11 protein-coding genes and 5 tRNA genes are annotated in these 15003 nt (G+C 68.3%); 7 read left to right on the top strand and 9 right to left on the bottom strand.

The genetic code is table 11. The annotated features are described in order from the left end of the window. Positions 1–66: 66 nt before the first annotated feature. The 6 genes from SBI20_RS05770 to recJ all read right to left on the bottom strand — a co-directional run bounded on the left by SBI20_RS05770 (position 67) and on the right by recJ (position 2511). Positions 67–141 (bottom strand) — tRNA-Glu (locus tag SBI20_RS05770). A 33-nt stretch (positions 142–174) separates the two neighbouring features. Beyond that, positions 175–249: transfer RNA gene (locus SBI20_RS05765), tRNA-Glu, on the bottom strand. Positions 250–303: 54 nt separating this feature from the next. Further along, positions 304–378, bottom strand: a tRNA-Glu gene (locus tag SBI20_RS05760). 18 nt (positions 379–396) lie between these two features. Further along, positions 397–471 (bottom strand) — tRNA-Glu (locus SBI20_RS05755). 18 nt (positions 472–489) lie between these two features. Further along, positions 490–564 (bottom strand) — tRNA-Glu (locus tag SBI20_RS05750). Positions 565–690: 126 nt separating this feature from the next. Further along, positions 691–2511 carry a single-stranded-DNA-specific exonuclease RecJ gene (gene recJ, locus SBI20_RS05745; protein WP_317974154.1) on the bottom strand — a complete coding sequence of 607 codons (1821 nt, stop codon included), beginning with the start codon at positions 2509–2511 and terminating at the stop codon, positions 691–693. 89 nt (positions 2512–2600) lie between these two features. On the opposite strand from recJ, the gene SBI20_RS05740 reads away from it, so the two are divergent. Then, positions 2601–3095, top strand: a complete 495-nt coding sequence (locus tag SBI20_RS05740; protein ID WP_317974153.1) for an NAD(P)H-dependent oxidoreductase — start codon at positions 2601–2603, stop codon at positions 3093–3095. On the opposite strand, the gene SBI20_RS05735 is transcribed toward SBI20_RS05740, so the two are convergent. Next, on the bottom strand, positions 3092–4147 hold the full coding sequence (locus SBI20_RS05735) for a DUF475 domain-containing protein (protein WP_317974152.1): 1056 nt from the start codon (positions 4145–4147) through the stop codon (positions 3092–3094). The genes SBI20_RS05740 and SBI20_RS05735 overlap by 4 nt on opposite strands. A 32-nt stretch (positions 4148–4179) precedes the next feature. Then, positions 4180–5049 (bottom strand): 3-methyl-2-oxobutanoate hydroxymethyltransferase, encoded by an 870-nt coding sequence (panB, locus tag SBI20_RS05730; RefSeq protein ID WP_317974151.1) that lies wholly within the window; start codon positions 5047–5049, stop codon positions 4180–4182. A 292-nt stretch (positions 5050–5341) separates the two neighbouring features. On the opposite strand from panB, the gene SBI20_RS05725 reads away from it, so the two are divergent. Then, on the top strand, positions 5342–6862 hold the full coding sequence (locus tag SBI20_RS05725) for an amino acid permease (protein ID WP_317974150.1): 1521 nt from the start codon (positions 5342–5344) through the stop codon (positions 6860–6862). A gap of 96 nt (positions 6863–6958) precedes the next feature. Here the strand turns inward: SBI20_RS05725 and SBI20_RS05720 are convergent, their stop codons facing one another. Beyond that, positions 6959–9688: a coiled-coil domain-containing protein gene (locus SBI20_RS05720; protein ID WP_317974149.1), complete on the bottom strand. Its 2730-nt coding sequence runs from the start codon at positions 9686–9688 to the stop codon at positions 6959–6961. A gap of 72 nt (positions 9689–9760) precedes the next feature. Between SBI20_RS05720 and SBI20_RS05715 the strand changes: the two genes are divergently transcribed. The 5 genes from SBI20_RS05715 (at position 9761) to SBI20_RS05695 (ending at position 14925) form a co-directional block, all read left to right on the top strand. After that, positions 9761–10075, top strand: coding sequence for an Hpt domain-containing protein (locus SBI20_RS05715; protein ID WP_317974148.1), 315 nt, complete (start codon positions 9761–9763; stop codon positions 10073–10075). 89 nt (positions 10076–10164) lie between these two features. Beyond that, positions 10165–11490, top strand: coding sequence for a hypothetical protein (locus tag SBI20_RS05710; protein ID WP_317974147.1), 1326 nt, complete (start codon positions 10165–10167; stop codon positions 11488–11490). A gap of 15 nt (positions 11491–11505) precedes the next feature. Then, on the top strand, positions 11506–12555 hold the full coding sequence (locus SBI20_RS05705; RefSeq protein ID WP_317974146.1) for a hypothetical protein: 1050 nt from the start codon (positions 11506–11508) through the stop codon (positions 12553–12555). Beyond that, positions 12552–13997 (top strand): sensor histidine kinase, encoded by a 1446-nt coding sequence (locus SBI20_RS05700; protein ID WP_317974145.1) that lies wholly within the window; start codon positions 12552–12554, stop codon positions 13995–13997. The genes SBI20_RS05705 and SBI20_RS05700 overlap by 4 nt, the downstream gene beginning before the upstream one ends. 253 nt (positions 13998–14250) lie before the next feature. After that, entirely contained in the window at positions 14251–14925 is a 675-nt protein-coding gene (locus tag SBI20_RS05695) for a hypothetical protein (RefSeq protein ID WP_317974144.1), read from the top strand. Positions 14926–15003 lie beyond the last annotated feature (78 nt).

Genomic DNA, 15003 nt, shown 5'->3' with positions numbered 1-15003 from the left:
AACTCGGCCTTGCCGGAAAATTCCCGGCTGGATCATGATGGTTGGGGAAGGGAAAGGCGCGCCCGGTGGTGACCCCTACGGGAATCGAACCCGTGTTTCAGCCGTGAGAGGGCCGCGTCCTGACCGCTAGACGAAGGGGCCTGATCCCGAAGCGCGAAAGGCGCCGGATAGTGATGGTGACCCCTACGGGAATCGAACCCGTGTTTCAGCCGTGAAAGGGCCGCGTCCTGACCGCTAGACGAAGGGGCCTTGTCATCAAGGCACTATACTGTTTTTTTCGGATCTTCGCGAGGAAGATGCCGATGGTGACCCCTACGGGAATCGAACCCGTGTTTCAGCCGTGAAAGGGCCGCGTCCTGACCGCTAGACGAAGGGGCCGTCCGACCGGTGCAATAATGGTGACCCCTACGGGAATCGAACCCGTGTTTCAGCCGTGAAAGGGCCGCGTCCTGACCGCTAGACGAAGGGGCCGTCCGACCGGTGCAATAATGGTGACCCCTACGGGAATCGAACCCGTGTTTCAGCCGTGAAAGGGCCGCGTCCTGACCGCTAGACGAAGGGGCCGCCGGGCTTGCGCCGCTGGGCAGGTCCGCGCCTCTATTAGCCCATCGGGATTCCGTCAACCCGCGTGGCCAAAAAAGTTATCCCTGCCCGAAGTTATCCTCACCCTGATCTTTTGACCGTGCAAGCTCAATCGGCGAAAGCGGCATCCTCGATGTGCAGTTCAGCCGCCGGGCGGCTGCCCCAGTCGTCGAGGCGGGCGCGACCGGCCAGCCAGAACTGGCGGCCCTTGCCACCGTGGAGCAGGGTCTGTCCCAGTTCGGTCTGCGCTGCACGAAAGGCCATGGCCTTGAACGAGCGCCCGTCGGGCCCCGAGACGATGGCGCGGACATGGTCGTTGCCCACCAGATCGCACTTGACCAGCCGCACCGGCCCCACGGCCACGCGCGGGCCGGGCCAGCCCACGCCATAGGGCCCGGCGCCTTCCAGCGCCTCGACCAGCGCCGGGGTGAGGCCACCGGGGCTGAGCGAAAGATCAAGTGCAAGGCTTTGCGCCGCACGCGCCCTGGCGACATCGCGGGCGAGCCGTTCGTCGAGCCAGTCGGCCAGCGGCTCGACCTTGTCGGGCGCGATGGTCAGCCCACAGGCCATGGCATGGCCGCCGCCCTTGGTCAGGAACCCGGCCTCGCGCGCGGCAATGATCGCCGCGCCCAGATCGACGCCGGGGATCGAGCGGCCCGAGCCCTTTCCCATTCCGGCATCCATTCCGGCGTCTGGCCCTTCTTCGCCGCCTTGCCCGCCATCGTCGAGCGCGATGACGAGGGTGGGCTTGCCGGTCTTCTCCTTGATCCGCCCGGCCACGATGCCGATCACGCCCGGATGCCAGCCGAGCCCGGCCACGACGATCACCGCGCGGTTGTGCTGGGCCTCGACCTGGGCCTCGGCGGCTTCCTGCACGGCCTGTTCGATGGCGCGGCGCTCGTCGTTGAGGGCCGAGAGGCGGGTGGCGATGTCGCTTGCTTCGTCGGGGTTCTCGGTGGTCAGCAGGCGCACGCCGAGCGAGCTGTCGCCGATGCGCCCGGCGGCATTGATGCGCGGGCCGAGCGCGAAGCCCAGATCGCTGGCCGTGGGCGCGCGGGCGATGCGGCTGGCGTCGATCAGCGCCGAGATGCCGACATTGGCGCGCTTGGCCATGACCTTCAGCCCTTGCGCCACGAATGCGCGGTTGAGGCCCTTGAGCTGCGCCACGTCGGCCACCGTCCCCAAGGCGACGAGATCGAGCAGGGCCATGAGATCGGGCACCGGGCGCTGGTCGAACCAGCCTCGTGCGCGCAGCACGCGCACGGTTGCCACTGCCAGCAGGAAGGCGACGCCCACGGCGGCCAGATGGCCATGGGCCGCGGCTTCATCGGCTTCGTCGAGGCGGTTCGGGTTGACCAGTGCGACCGCCGGGGGAAGTTCGGGCGAGCACTTGTGGTGATCGACCACGATCACGTCGATCCCCGCATCGCGCGCCTGGCCCAGCGCCTCGTGCGCCATGGCCCCGCAATCGACGGTGACGATGAGCTGGCTGCCCTCGCGCCCGAGCCGGACGAGCGCCTCGCCCGAGGGGCCATAGCCTTCGAGCAGGCGGTCGGGAATATAGGCTTGCCCTTCGACGCCGAGCGCGCGCAACAGGCGCAGCAGCAGCGCCGCGCTGGTCGCACCATCGACGTCGTAGTCGCCATAGACGGTGATCGCCTCGCCGCGCACGACTGCATCGGCCAGCCGCCGCGCGGCCACGTCCATGTCGCGGAACAGCGAAGGATCGGGCAGGAAATCGCGCAAGGTCGGGCGGCGATGGCGCTCAAGATCGTCGTGGGGCACCCCGCGCGAGAGCAGGAGCTGGTCGACCAGATCGTCCGAGAGGCCGCCCATGGCGCCAAAGCGCCCGGACATGTCCATGTTGCCGCCGCGCCAGCGCCAGGCCAGACCGGAAATCGAATGGGTAATGGAAGTGACGGGAGTCATGGCGCAGGCGGTAGACGCTTTCGCGCCAACCCGCAAACAGGGGGAGGGCGACCGCCATGGGCGCCCTGCAAGAGAAAGGAACGGACACCATGTTGCTGATCGTCTGGCATTCCCGCACCGGGACGGCGCGGGCCATGGCGCAGGCGGCCTTTGACGCGGCGCGCGAGGAAGGCGAGCCGGGAAGCCTGAACGTGCGCCTGATGGAGGCGGGGCTTGCCCAGCCTGCCGATTGTCTGGCCGCGCAAGGTTTCCTGTTCGTCTGCCCGGAGAACCTCGGGGGCCTGAGCGGGGTGATGAAGGAGTTTTTCGACCGCTGCTACTATCCGCTGCTCGGGCGGATCGAGGGGCGGGCCTATGCCACGGCCATCGCGGCGGGAACGGCGGGGCAGGGGGCACAAGGCCAGATCGACCGGATCGTGACCGGCTGGCGCCTGCGCCGCGTGGCGCCACCCTGTTTGCTGGTGACGGGCGCGGATCGGCCCGAGACGATACTGGCGGACAAGACTGTCAGCGAGGCGGCGCTCGCCCCCTGCCGCGATCTGGGGCGATTGATGGCGGCAGGGTTGGGGATGGGGGCTTTTTAGGCCTCGCCTGGCGCCGTTTCCCCGTTTCGGCGGCGATAGCGGACCGACCAGCCGAGCGAGGCGGCGATCAGCGCGGCGCCGATCAGGCCGGTCACCGTCTCGGGAATTTCCACGCGGGCCGAGGCCAGCATGATCCCGCCCAGCGCCACGATGGCCCAGAACGCGCCATGTTCGAGATAGCGATAGTCGGCCAGCGTGCCGCTGCGAACCAGCATGATCGTCAGCGAGCGCACGAACATCGCCCCGATCGACAGGCCCAGCGCGATGATCACCATGTTGTTCGACAGGGCAAAGGCGCCAATCACTCCGTCGAAGCTGAACGAGGCGTCGAGCACGTTGAGATAGAGAAAACCGCCAAGGCCCGATTTCACCACCGCCCCGGCAGCCTTCTGCGCTTCCTCGCGCAGTTCGAGGATCGTGCCGATGGCCTCGACCACCACGAAGGCAACAATGCCCAGCGCGCCCGAGAGCAGGAACGTGAAGCCCTCGTGGCCGGGCAGTTGCGCGGCGATCACCGCCAGCACGACCAGCAGCAGCGCGATCTCGGCGGCCTTGACCACCGAGAAGCGCGCCAGTTTCTCCTCGATCCAGCCGATCCAGTGGGTCTCCTTCTCGCCGTCGAAGAAGAAGCCGAGGCCGACCATCGCGAGGAAGGCCCCGCCGAACCCGGCGATGCCGACATGGGCCCCGCTCACGATCTGCTCGTACCGGGCCGGATCTTCAAGCGAGAGGCGCAGGGCCTCGACCGGGCCGATCCCTGCGGCAATCGCCACGATGGCCAGCGGAAACACGATCCGCATCCCGAACACGGCGATCACCATGCCCCAGGTCAGGAAGCGTTTCTGCCAGACCGCGTCCATTTCGCCCAGCACGGCGGCATTGACCACCGCGTTGTCGAACGAGAGCGAGATTTCCAGCACGGAAAGCACCAGCACGATCCACACCAGCCCGGCCGTGGTCGCGACGGAGTGGGTCTGGAACCAGCCATAGGCGGCGGCCAGAATCAGGCACAGGCCTGCAAACAGCAGGGATCCCTTGAAATTCCTGAGCAAGCGGTCCTCTTGTCAGTTGGAGGAGGGGGAAATTACTTCGGTTGATAGGTCTGTTCGATACCCGGAAACCGTCGTGCGCGCACGTCCTGTGCGTATGTTGCCACGGCTTCTTCGATGGCCTCGCCCAGTTCGGCATAGCGCTTGACGAAACGGGGCACGCGCTCGAACAGGCCGAGCATATCCTCGCTCACCAGAACCTGCCCGTCGCACCGGGCCGAGCCGCCGATGCCGATCACCGGACAGGCGACCGCCTCGGTCACCGCCACCGCAATCGGTTCGACGACCCCTTCCACGACGATGGCAAAGGCCCCGGCATCGGCGAGCGCGCGCGCATCGGCGACGATCTTGTCGGCTTCGGCCTGGCTGCGCCCGCGCGCATTGTAGCCGCCCAACTGGTTCACCGCCTGGGGGGTGAGGCCGACATGCCCCATAACGGGAATGCCGCGCGCGGTCAGGAAGGCGACCGTTTCGGCCATGGCGGCCCCGCCTTCAAGCTTCACGCCCGCGCAGCCGGTCTCCTTGAGCAGGCGCGCGGCGGCCTCGAAGGCCTGGACCGGCGAGGCTTCATAGGCGCCGAACGGCATGTCGACGATCACCACCGCGTGATACGACCCGCGCACCACCGCCGCGCCATGGGCGGCCATCATGTCGAGCGTGACCGGAACGCTGGAAGGCAGGCCATAGATGACCTGCCCCAGGGAATCCCCCACGAGCAGCAAATCGCAATGGGCATCAAGCAGTTGCGCCTGACGGGCGGTATAGGCCGTGAGCATCACGATGGGCTGCGCGGTCTGCCCGTCGACCTTGCGCTGGCGGATGGCGGGGACGGTCAGCCGCTTCATCGGCGCGGGCGTGGGGTGCGCGCGGCTGGTGGCGGTGTCGAGCTGGAAGGTGGTGGACATCGTTTTCCTTGCCCTCTGAAATACAAGAAGCCGCGCGGGCAGGTGTGGCCGGAGAGGTGGGGCCGCAGGTTTGGGGCCGGACGGTTCATGCACGGCGGGCGCGCGCTTGTATAGCATGGGCGAAAACCCGCAAGATGGGCGCTCGTGCGCAAGCGATCAGGCGTGGATGGATGAAAAAAGCCCCTTTGCGCGCCGGGGCCTTGCCGCTAGCGTTACCCCCCATGACCTGGTTTCCGGTGCAACATCATGGCGTGACAGTTTCCGCCGCACCGGTCCAAGGCGGGAGGCTTTCATGTTTGGACGCGTCAAACCACTCGACGCTATTTTGGCCACGGCCGAAAAGAAATCGCTGCATCGCTCGCTGGGGGCTTTCCAGCTGACGATGCTGGGTGTGGGGGCCGTTATCGGCACCGGTATCTTCGTTCTCACTGCCGAAGCCGCCCAAAAGGCCGGCCCCGGCATGATGGTCAGTTTTGTCATCGCCGGCTTCGTCTGTGCCGTGGCAGCTTTGTGTTACGCTGAAATGGCATCGATGGTGCCGGTTTCGGGTTCGGCCTATACTTACAGCTATGCCGTCATGGGCGAACTGGTCGCCTGGATGGTGGGCTGGGCCCTGATCCTCGAATATGCGATTGCCGCAGGGGCGGTATCGGTCGGCTGGTCGGGCTATATGGTCGGCTTCGTGCAGAACAGCCTGCACATTACTGTCCCCCTCGAACTCGTGCGCGGGCCTTTCGATGGCGGGCTGGTCAACCTTCCGGCCATGGCCATCGCCGTCGTCATCACCGGGCTGCTGATCCTTGGCACCAAGGAGAGTGCCACGGTCAATGCCATCCTCGTGGCGATCAAGATCGTCGCGCTTTCGCTGTTCGTCGCGTTGACCGTGCCGATGCTCAAGACGGGCAATTTCCAGCCTTTCGCGCCGCAGGGCTTCGTCGGCATCTCGGGCGCTGCGGCCTCGATCTTCTTTGCCTATGTCGGTTTCGACGCGGTCTCGACCGCGGCCGAGGAAACCAAGAACCCCCAGCGCAACATGCCGATCGGCCTGATCGGCAGCCTTGCCATCTGCACCGTGTTCTACATGCTGGTGGCCGCTGGCGTGATCGGCACGGTCGGCGCGCAGCCGGTCTATGGTCCCGGGCATGAAGTGCTCTCGCCCGGTTCGCCCGCGCTGTCGCAGGCCTGCAACGCCATTGGCGACAACGCCGTGGTCTGCTCGAAGGAAGCCCTGGCCTGGACGCTGCGTTCGGTCGGCTATCCGTTCATCGGCTGGCTGGTTGGCCTGGCCGCGATCCTTGCGCTGCCCTCGGTCATTCTGATGATGATGTTCGGCCAGACCCGCATCTTCTTCGTGATGAGCCGCGATGGCCTGCTGCCCGAGTTCTTCTCCAAGGTGCATCCGCGCTTCCACACCCCCCATGTCATCACGCTGATGACCGGGGTGTTCGTGGCCCTGTTCGCGGCGTTCTTCCCGGTGGGCCTGCTGGCCGACGTGTCGAACTCGGGAACGCTGTTCGCCTTTGCGGCGGTGTCGGTCGCCGTGCTGGTGCTGCGCCGGACGGACCCTGCGCGCGTGCGCCCGTTCCGCACCCCGCTGGTCACCGTGATCGCGCCGATCTCGATCCTGGGCTGTCTCTATCTGTTCGGCAGCCTTTCGGCCGAGACGATGGAGCTGTTCGTGGGCTGGGCCGTGCTGGGGCTGTTCGTCTATTACGGCTATAGCCGCAGCCGCAGCCATGTCGGCCGTGGTCTGGTCGAAGTGCACGAGATCGATGCCGACGTGCCGCCCGGATCGGTTCCACCGATCAGCTGATTGCGGAAAGTCTGCATGAAAAAACCGCCGTTTCCCATTGGGAAGCGGCGGTTTTTTTGTGGGGTGGGTTGAGGGAGCTTCGCAGCCCTTGCCATCTTACGTCCGCAGGCGTTCGATCCCCTGCGCGAGCGCGACGTAGAGCTTGCCCATGTCGGAAGAGAGCAGCGTCACCCCCAGCGCATTGCCGTCGCGCGTCGAGAGGAGCTGGCGCAGCATGCCCTCGAAATCGTGGATGTAGCGGTTCACATGGCCGCGAAATTCCGCATCGGCGTTGTAGTGCTGCTGGACGGCCTTGGCGTCGGCATTGTCGAGCAGGCTGACCGCGCGGCGGGTGAAGATGCCCCGGTCCCCGCGCAAGTACGAAGCCCAGGCCGTTTCCGAGACATCGGCCGAGAGCGCCTGGGCAATGTCGATCGAGGCCGAATTGAGCGCCTCGGTGATCAGCGCGGTGCGGCGGGCGAAATCGTTGTCGACCTGCTCTTGCGCGCGTTCGTGCGCGCGGGCGACGCGGCTTTCGAGATTGCCGGTCAGTTCGTCGACCTTGGCGAGCTGGTCGCGCATCTGCTCGGCGGTGTCGCGGCTGGCGGCAGCGGCGCTGTCGAGCGCTTCTTCGAGGCGGGCAATCAGCTCGGCCCCGCGCCCCTGAAGCACGCGGGCAATCGCCGCGTTGCTTTCCTCGCCCAGACGGGCGGCGAGCGCCTCGATCTCGGCGCGCACGGTGCCGCTCATGGCCGCCCCTGCGGCTTGCGCTGCGGCGTGAAGACGGTCGATCGCGCTGGCGAGCGTTCCGGTGAGGTCGCCCGAAAGCGCCTCGGCCTCGCCGCGCGTGGTTTCGAGGGTCGCGCGCAATTCGTCGAGGCGCAGCTTGTGTTCGTCGGCCTGTCCGGCAAAGGCCTGATGCAGGCGGGCGAACCCGGCCAGTGTTTCGGCCACTTCGCCGCTCGTCGCGCGCATGGCGTCGGCCACGCCCTGGCTGCGCAGGCCTGCTTCGGCGAGCGCCTCGTGCAGGGTGCCGATGCGCTGGTCGATCCGGTCGAGCCCGGCCTCGCTCGCGCGCAGGACATCGGGCAGTTCGCTGCGGCTGTGGTGCCCGGCGCTCTGGACGAGTTCGAGCAGCCGTTCGGCGCCTTGCGTGCTGCGGGTGATGTGGTCTTCCTGCGCGGTCAGTTCGATGCCGGTTTCCGACAGGCGCGTGCGCAGCAGGGTGAGCGCGTGGTCGACCGCCTGCGCAGTTGCCTCGCCCATCGCGGCCGAGGCCTGCATGGCTTCGGCCAAGCTGGCGGCATGGGCGGCGGCCACGTCGCACTGGGCGGTCAGGCGGCGGGCCTCGTCCTGCTGGCGCGTGCGCTGGGTGTCGAGCGCGCGGTCGAGGTCGGCCAGGCGGGTGGCGAGCGCCTCGGTTGCCTCGTTGGCGGCGCTGTTCACGGCGGCGCGGCGTTCGGCAATCGCGCGGTCGATCTCGACCATGCGGCGTGCGAGCGTCTCGCGCTGGTCGTCGGCCCCGGCGACCAGCGCGGCGCGGCGTTCGGCCAGTTGCGCGTCGAAGGCGGCGCCATCGCTGGCGAGCGTTTGCGCCAACTGGTGGCTGGCGGCGGCAAAGGCGGCCAGCCGCGCCTCGGCATCGGCCTGGGCATGGTCCTGCGCGGCGGTCAGCGTGTCGAGCGCGGTGCGCAGCGCGCGCACTTGCGCCTCGCTGCGGGCCTGCCAGCTGGCCAGCGCGGCGTTTTCCTGATCGGCGATTGCACTGCCGAGCGCGGTGCTGGCGCTCCTGAGCGTGGCGAGGCGCTGTTCGAGCGTGGCCAGCCCCTCGCGTTCGGCGGCGCCCAGCGTGCGGCGCTGTTCGTCGAGCGCGTCGGCCAGCGCCTGTGCGCGGGCGCGGATGGCGGCCAGCGCGGCGTGTTCCTCGCCATCGAGCGCGGCGCGGTGGGTCTCGACTTCCTCGCGCAAGGTGGCAAAGCGGGCCTCGGTCTGGCGGGCAAGGTCGGCGCCGGTGGCGGTGAGGGCGGCCATCGCGCTCTGCACGGCCTCGCGCACGGTGCCGACCTGACGCTCGCTGGCGAGGCCGAATTCGTTGAGCCGCTGGAACCCGGCGACCAGGTCTTCCAGCTGGCCATGGGCATTGCGCCCGGCATTGGCGACCGCGTTGGTCACGTCCTTGGCGCTGTTGGCGATGACCGGCAACTGGCCGCGCAGCTTGTCCATGTTGTCGAGCGCGTTGGTCGAGACATGGGCGATTCTGTCGACCTGCTCGCCGTTTTCGAGGATCAGCGCGCGCAAGCTGTCGGCATGGGTGGAAAGGCGGTCGGCGGCGATGCGGCCGAGCGCGTCGAGATCGCGCGACTGGGCGGCGAGGAAATCGCGCGCGAGGGCCAGTTCGGTGTTCATCGCGCGCAGGCGGCCCGAAAGCTGGTCGCTCTCGCGCGAGAGCGACCCGGCGATCCCGGCAAAGCGGCGCGCCTCACGCCCGCTCGAACGCTGGACGAGCGCAACGAGGACCAGCACCACCAGAGCCGGGCCGGCCCACTGGCCGATGGCCGTGGCCAGATCGCCCGGAGAGCCGCTCGCCACGAGCCGTCCCGCGTTGGCCCAGCCGAAGAACAGGGTCCATGCCGCGACCAGCACACCGGCCACAACCAGTGGCCAGCGGGCGGGCCGGGACGCTTCGCCCTCAAGCCAGAGGTCGGCAGAATCGCCAGCCTCGTCCTCGATTGGCACATTTGGCGATGGCGCGCGCCCGGACTCACCGGAATCCGGCCTGCCCGCCTGGGGCTGGCTGGCTTCGATCGGAACGATGCGTGGCGGATTGATGCGTGGGCCCCCGGTCATGCGCCCATGCTTATCATGGAAATGCGGCGCGGTTAAACCCGCCTTAAGCCCTCAGGGGCCACCATCCACAACATGGCTTATCTTGGCGATCCGATAGATGCGCAACTGGCGGTGGCGGCTGGCGATGATCAGGCGCTTTTTGCCGAACTGCGCGCGGCTTTCCTCGAAAGCGCGCGGCGCCAGCTCGACCTGATGCGCCGCTCGCGCTGCGACGGGAACTGGTCGATGGCGGGCATGCGGCTCAAGGGACTGGCCGCCTCGTTCCATGCGCGCGGGCTGATGGACCTTGTCGAACAGGCGCTGGACGGGGCGCCGGGTGATCCTGCGGTCTTGCGCCGGATCGGCCTGTGGCTCGATGATTTCGCGCAAGGCCCTGATCAGGCCTGACATTCAAGGGCATTCCCCGGTCTCGGGCCAGCCCGAGCTTGGCAGGCTGCCACGCTGTCCCTACGATGCCCTCATCAGGAGGCAGCCACTTGCGGGTCGCACTTATTGCATTGATGGACAATACTGCCGGGGATGGCAGCGATGAAGCCGGCTTCGATGGGGGCGGGCAGGTTGTCGGCCATTCCGGTTTTTCGGCTCCCGGTTTTATGGCCCCCGGTTTTCTTGATGTCGCCGGGCACAGCATCGCGCGCCATCAGGTCGCGCTGGCACTGGCGCTGGGTTGCACGCGAATCGTCGTCCATGCCGAAACGCTCGATCCCGAGATCGTCGAGATCCAGCACGCGGCCGAGCAGCGCGGCGCGCGCTTTCATGTGATCGCCGCCGCCCGCGCGCTGGTGCCGCTGGTTTCGCCCGAGGACGAACTGTTCGTCTTTGCCGAAGGCCTGCTGGCCATGCCCGATGAGGCGCGCCGCCTGCTCGACGAGGCGCCCGGCGTGCTGGTCCTGCCGGTCGAGATCGGCACCCCCGCCGGGTTCGAGCGGATCGACATCAACCATGCCTGGGCCGGGGCCATGCGCCTGTCCGGGCGGGTCGTGGCGATGCTGGGCGATCTTCCGTCTGACTGGAACCCGGTGGCCGCGCTGTTGCGGTTGGCGACACAGGCGCGCCTGCCCTTGCGCGCGGTGCCCGGCGTGCTGGTCGATCAGGGGCGCTGGCGCCTCGTGCGGACCGAGCAAGAGGCCGATCTGGCCGAAAATGACTGGCTGGTGCTGCATACCGCGACAGACCACGTCCGCTCGCCGGGCGAATGGCTGGCGGTCAAGGCCGTGCGCCGGCTCGGCCCGGCGCTGCTCCATGCCCATACCCGGCCCTGGCTGGTGGGCATGGCGGCGGTTCTGCTCGCGCTGCTGGGCCTTGGGGCGGGCTGGTGGGGCTGGACGGCGCTGGGCCTCGCGCTCGTGGGGCTGGGCTGGGTGGTGCTTCAGGTGGCGCGCCTGCTGGGGCGGGTGGAGCGTGATTGCCTGCTCGTTACCGGCGGCCCGGTGCGGGGAGGGGGCATGTTGCCCTTCGTCATCGACGCGGCGCTGGTCGGGGTCTGCGCGTGGCATGGTTTGGGGCATGGTTTGGAGCACGGCCCGGGGGGCAGCACCGGTGGCGATCCGGCACAGGCGGGGGGCTGGTTCGCCCCGCTGGTGCTGATCCTGCTGCTCTGGCTTCTCCCTGCGATCCTGCGCGGCTTTCGCTGGACGGCCTGGCTGTGCGATCGCCTCGTGCTGGCCGGAGGGCTGGCGCTGGTGGCCATGGTGTTGCCGCTCGACGGGGCCTTGCGCATTGTGGATGTGCTGCTGCTTGCCACGGCGCTGGGACAGGCGCATGGTCTCATTCCTAACCGCTTGCTAACCAGTGGTACGTAAGATCGGATCATGGTGATGACCGCCGATCCCCGTGGCGTGGAGCCGTTCGGGCTTGTGCCCAATGGAAACGCGCCGCGCGGGGCTGACCCTTGCGCCGTGGACGCCAATGGCGCCGCGTTGAGCGTGCCTGATGCCCATGGGGCCTCGGGGGCCTTGTTGCGTCCGTTGGCTCTGGGGCAGGCGGATGGCAGCCTGGGGGATGGGGTGGTCGCCCATGTGCGCGGCCTGCTCGAAGATGTCGCCCGCCAACTGGTCGAGGCGCTGGCCGGGGCGGCCCATGCAGGCGGCACCTGCATGGAGGGCGGCGCGCAAGCCGCGTTCGTGGCCCTGCTGGCGTCCAACGGCACGTTTCTGGGCGGTCTTCACGCCCTTGCGCTCGAATGGCGGCTTACGGCCCGGCTTGAGGAACGGCAGGGCATCGACAGTGTGTTGACGCCGCTCCTGCTCGCCGCGCTCGCGGTGGAGGGCGAGGGCTCCGAAGACGACACGCCCCTTGCCCTCGCACGGGGGCTGGCCGGGGCGCAGTTCCGCTTCTGTCTCGACAGCCGCCGGATGCGGTTGCCGCTCGGCGAATTGCCGCCCGATCTGTTCCGCATTGCGCTTGCCGCGCTCCACCTTCATGCCAGCGGCCTTCCTGCGACAGACCGGGACGACGCGCACAGCCGGGCGATCATTGCCGAACGCTCGCTGCGCCTGCGTTTCGATGCCGAGCGGGGGCGTCTCGCGCTGCTGCGCCGCTTTGCCGGCGAAGGGGCTGGCGCGGCGCATCAGCACCCGGATCAACTGGATCTGACACAGGGCGGGGCCGCCCTGTTCCTGACCGCGCTGGCCCGGACGACAGGCCTCGCGCGCGCGCAGGCCCTCTCGCTGCTCGCGCCAGCCCGGATCGGCGAACTGGTGCTGGTGCTGCGGGCGGCCGGGCTTCCTGCCGCGCAGGCGGGGGGCTGCGTTCAGGCGCTGCATCCCGATGCCCTCGTGCCCGGCGCGCTGCTGGCCATCACGCCGCAGGATGCGGCGCAGATGCTCGGCCAACAGGCCGCGCATGTGGCCGGGGAACAGGCATGACGCCGGGCGATCAGGTCCGCGCGCCCATCCGCGGCCTTTGCGATGGCGCAGACCGGCTGGTCACCGCCGACGAAGCCCTTGCGCGCCTGCATGGCGGCGCCGGAGGGAGCGTGGCGGGCACGCTGGCCCTGCCAGCCTTGCTGGCGCTGGTGCGTCAGGCCCGCCTTTCGGGCCTTGCCCAGACGCGCGAGGTCACCGTGCTCGATGGCGATCAGCCGATCGTCTTTCAGGCGCGCGCGGTTCCGCAAGGGGAGGGCGTGGCCCTGGCCCTGCACGACGGGCGCCGGGGGGCTGCCCCCGATCACGATCTTCCCCCTGCCGATCCGGCGGGGCTCTGGCATCATCTTGCCCAGGGGCATGTCCTGCTCGATCCGGGCCAGCGGGTGATCGCGGTCGATTGCCGCGCTTCCGATCTGGCCGATGTCGAGGCCGGGCTCGCCTCGGCGCTGGGCCATCACTGGGCGCTGGCGCTCGGTTTGCCCGAAGGCGCGCGGCTGGCGGGCCTGCACTGGCGCCTGCTCGACGACATAGTGGTCGATCTGGCCGGATCGCCGCGCCGCTGGCGGTTGCGCCTGCTGCCGCGCGTGGGGGGCGGGTTCGATCTCCTGCTCCTGCCCGAGGCGATCCTTGGGCTGGCCCGTTTCGGAGCCCATGATGGTGGGCAAACCGGCGCCGAAGCCGCAGACCTCCCGGCCAGCGTGCCGGAACCGGAACCAGAGCCCGCCCCGGACCTTCCGCCCTGGGCCGGTTTTCTCGGTCGCGATCTGGCCCCCGCCTTGCGCCAGCCGATCAGCCGGATCATCGCCAACGCCGAAACCATCCGCAGCCGTCTGGCCGGCCCTCTGGCCGAGGCCTATGGCGCCTACGCTGCCGATATTGCCGAGGCCGGGCGCCATCTGCTCGGGCTGGTCGACGATCTGGCCGATCTCGACGCGGTGGAGGCCCCCGGCTTTGCCCCGGCGCCCGACCATATCGATCTGGCCGACTGCGCCCGCCGTGCGGCAGGCATCCTCTCGATGCGCGCCCGCGAACGCGGGATCGAACTGATCCTGCCCGAGGCGGACTGTCAGGTGCCCGCCATTGGCGAGTTTCGCCGCGTCTTGCAGGTCCTGCTCAACCTGCTGAGCAATGCCATCCGCTACACGCCGGAAAAGACCATCGTGCGCCTCGATTGCGGGCTCGACGGAGGGGCGGCGTGGATCGCGGTGGAAGACAGCGGGCAGGGGCTCACCGGACCTGAAGCAGCCCGCGTCTTCGAAAAGTTCGAGCGACTGGGCCGCAAGGGCGACGGCGGCAGCGGCCTTGGCCTCTATATCTCGCGCCGTCTGGCCCGCGCCATGGCCGGAGACCTCACCGTGACGAGCACGCCGGGCGAAGGCGCCCGCTTCTGCCTGCGCCTGCCCGCCGACATTCCTGCCGCCGGGATCGTCAACGCGCGCTAGTTTGCGCCCGATTTCTGTCCAGATTCGCTGTGAACGGGATGTTTCCCGGTTGCCGCCTTTTGGATTCAGTCTCTTGATTTCATTGCCTGTTTAGCGTCCATTTCGGCTTTGATCCGGTTTGCGGGCCAGTGTCTGGGCAATTGGCACGGCAATGGATTTTGATCGGATGTTGTTCCGGTTCTGTTTCTAAGTCACACTACGTATCAATCCCCCGACCGTTGAAAGAACGGGCTTTTTGGAGCGGGGGTCTCACATGAAGATGACAGGTTCGGCACTTCTTCTTTTTGCATCGAATATCGCGGTCGCGAACGCGCAGCAGGTGCCGGTCCAACCGGCCCCGGTTCAGCAGGCTGGGGTTCAGCAGGCTGGGGTTCAGCAGGTTGGGGTCCAGCAGGTTGGCGCATTTCGCACCATCACCCTTCCGCCCAATGCCGAGGTGCTGGTTACCCCGAACGACGACCTCTCGTCGAAATCGGCCCGTGTCGGCGACAAGTTCAGGATCGCCACGGTTCTCGACGTGGTGCAGGACGGTTTCGTCGTGGTCCCGCGCGGCACCGTGGGGGAGGCGACGGTGATCTACCGGACGGGCAAGGGCGCATTCGGCAAATCCGCGAAGATGGAAGTCGAGTTCAACTGGCTGCAACTGGGCGACCGCCAGATTCCCATCTCGGGCAAGTTTCGTCAGGAGGGTGAGGGCAATACCGGGGCCGCTGTCGGGGCGGTCGTGGCGGTCGGCGTGCTCGGCGCCTTCGTGACCGGCCATTCCGCGACGATCACCAATGGCCAGCAACTGCGTGCCCATACCGTCGAGGCGCTGGCGTTCGAGGTGCCCGCCGCGATGATGCCGATCCCCACGGCCAAGGTGGCCCAGGCCGCAGCGGTGGCTGCGCCTGCCGGGGTGCAGGTGGCTTCGGCCCCACCGCGCTGAGGGGCCCCGCGCTGAGGGGCTCAGCGTTGAGAGGTGGCGCGCCAAAGGGGCGGCTGGTGCGGGCCTGCCTGCGCCGGG

It is taken from the genome of Novosphingobium sp. IK01 (assembly GCF_033242265.1).
In the GTDB taxonomy this organism is placed as follows: Bacteria; Pseudomonadota; Alphaproteobacteria; order Sphingomonadales; family Sphingomonadaceae; genus Novosphingobium; species Novosphingobium pituita.
This window is presented reverse-complemented; position numbering and strand designations above follow the sequence as displayed.

Bases quoted from the DNA above. Each gene is read 5' to 3' on its own strand.
- recJ (WP_317974154.1), bottom strand. From the start codon at position 2,511: ATGACTCCCGTCACTTCCATTACCCATTCGATTTCCGGTCTGGCCTGG.
- SBI20_RS05740 (WP_317974153.1), top strand. From the start codon at position 2,601: ATGTTGCTGATCGTCTGGCATTCCCGCACCGGGACGGCGCGGGCCATG.
- panB (WP_317974151.1), bottom strand. From the start codon at position 5,049: ATGTCCACCACCTTCCAGCTCGACACCGCCACCAGCCGCGCGCACCCC.
- SBI20_RS05725 (WP_317974150.1), top strand. From the start codon at position 5,342: ATGTTTGGACGCGTCAAACCACTCGACGCTATTTTGGCCACGGCCGAA.
- SBI20_RS05720 (WP_317974149.1), bottom strand. From the start codon at position 9,688: ATGACCGGGGGCCCACGCATCAATCCGCCACGCATCGTTCCGATCGAA.
- SBI20_RS05715 (WP_317974148.1), top strand. From the start codon at position 9,761: ATGGCTTATCTTGGCGATCCGATAGATGCGCAACTGGCGGTGGCGGCT.
- SBI20_RS05705 (WP_317974146.1), top strand. From the start codon at position 11,506: ATGACCGCCGATCCCCGTGGCGTGGAGCCGTTCGGGCTTGTGCCCAAT.
- SBI20_RS05700 (WP_317974145.1), top strand. From the start codon at position 12,552: ATGACGCCGGGCGATCAGGTCCGCGCGCCCATCCGCGGCCTTTGCGAT.
- SBI20_RS05695 (WP_317974144.1), top strand. From the start codon at position 14,251: ATGAAGATGACAGGTTCGGCACTTCTTCTTTTTGCATCGAATATCGCG.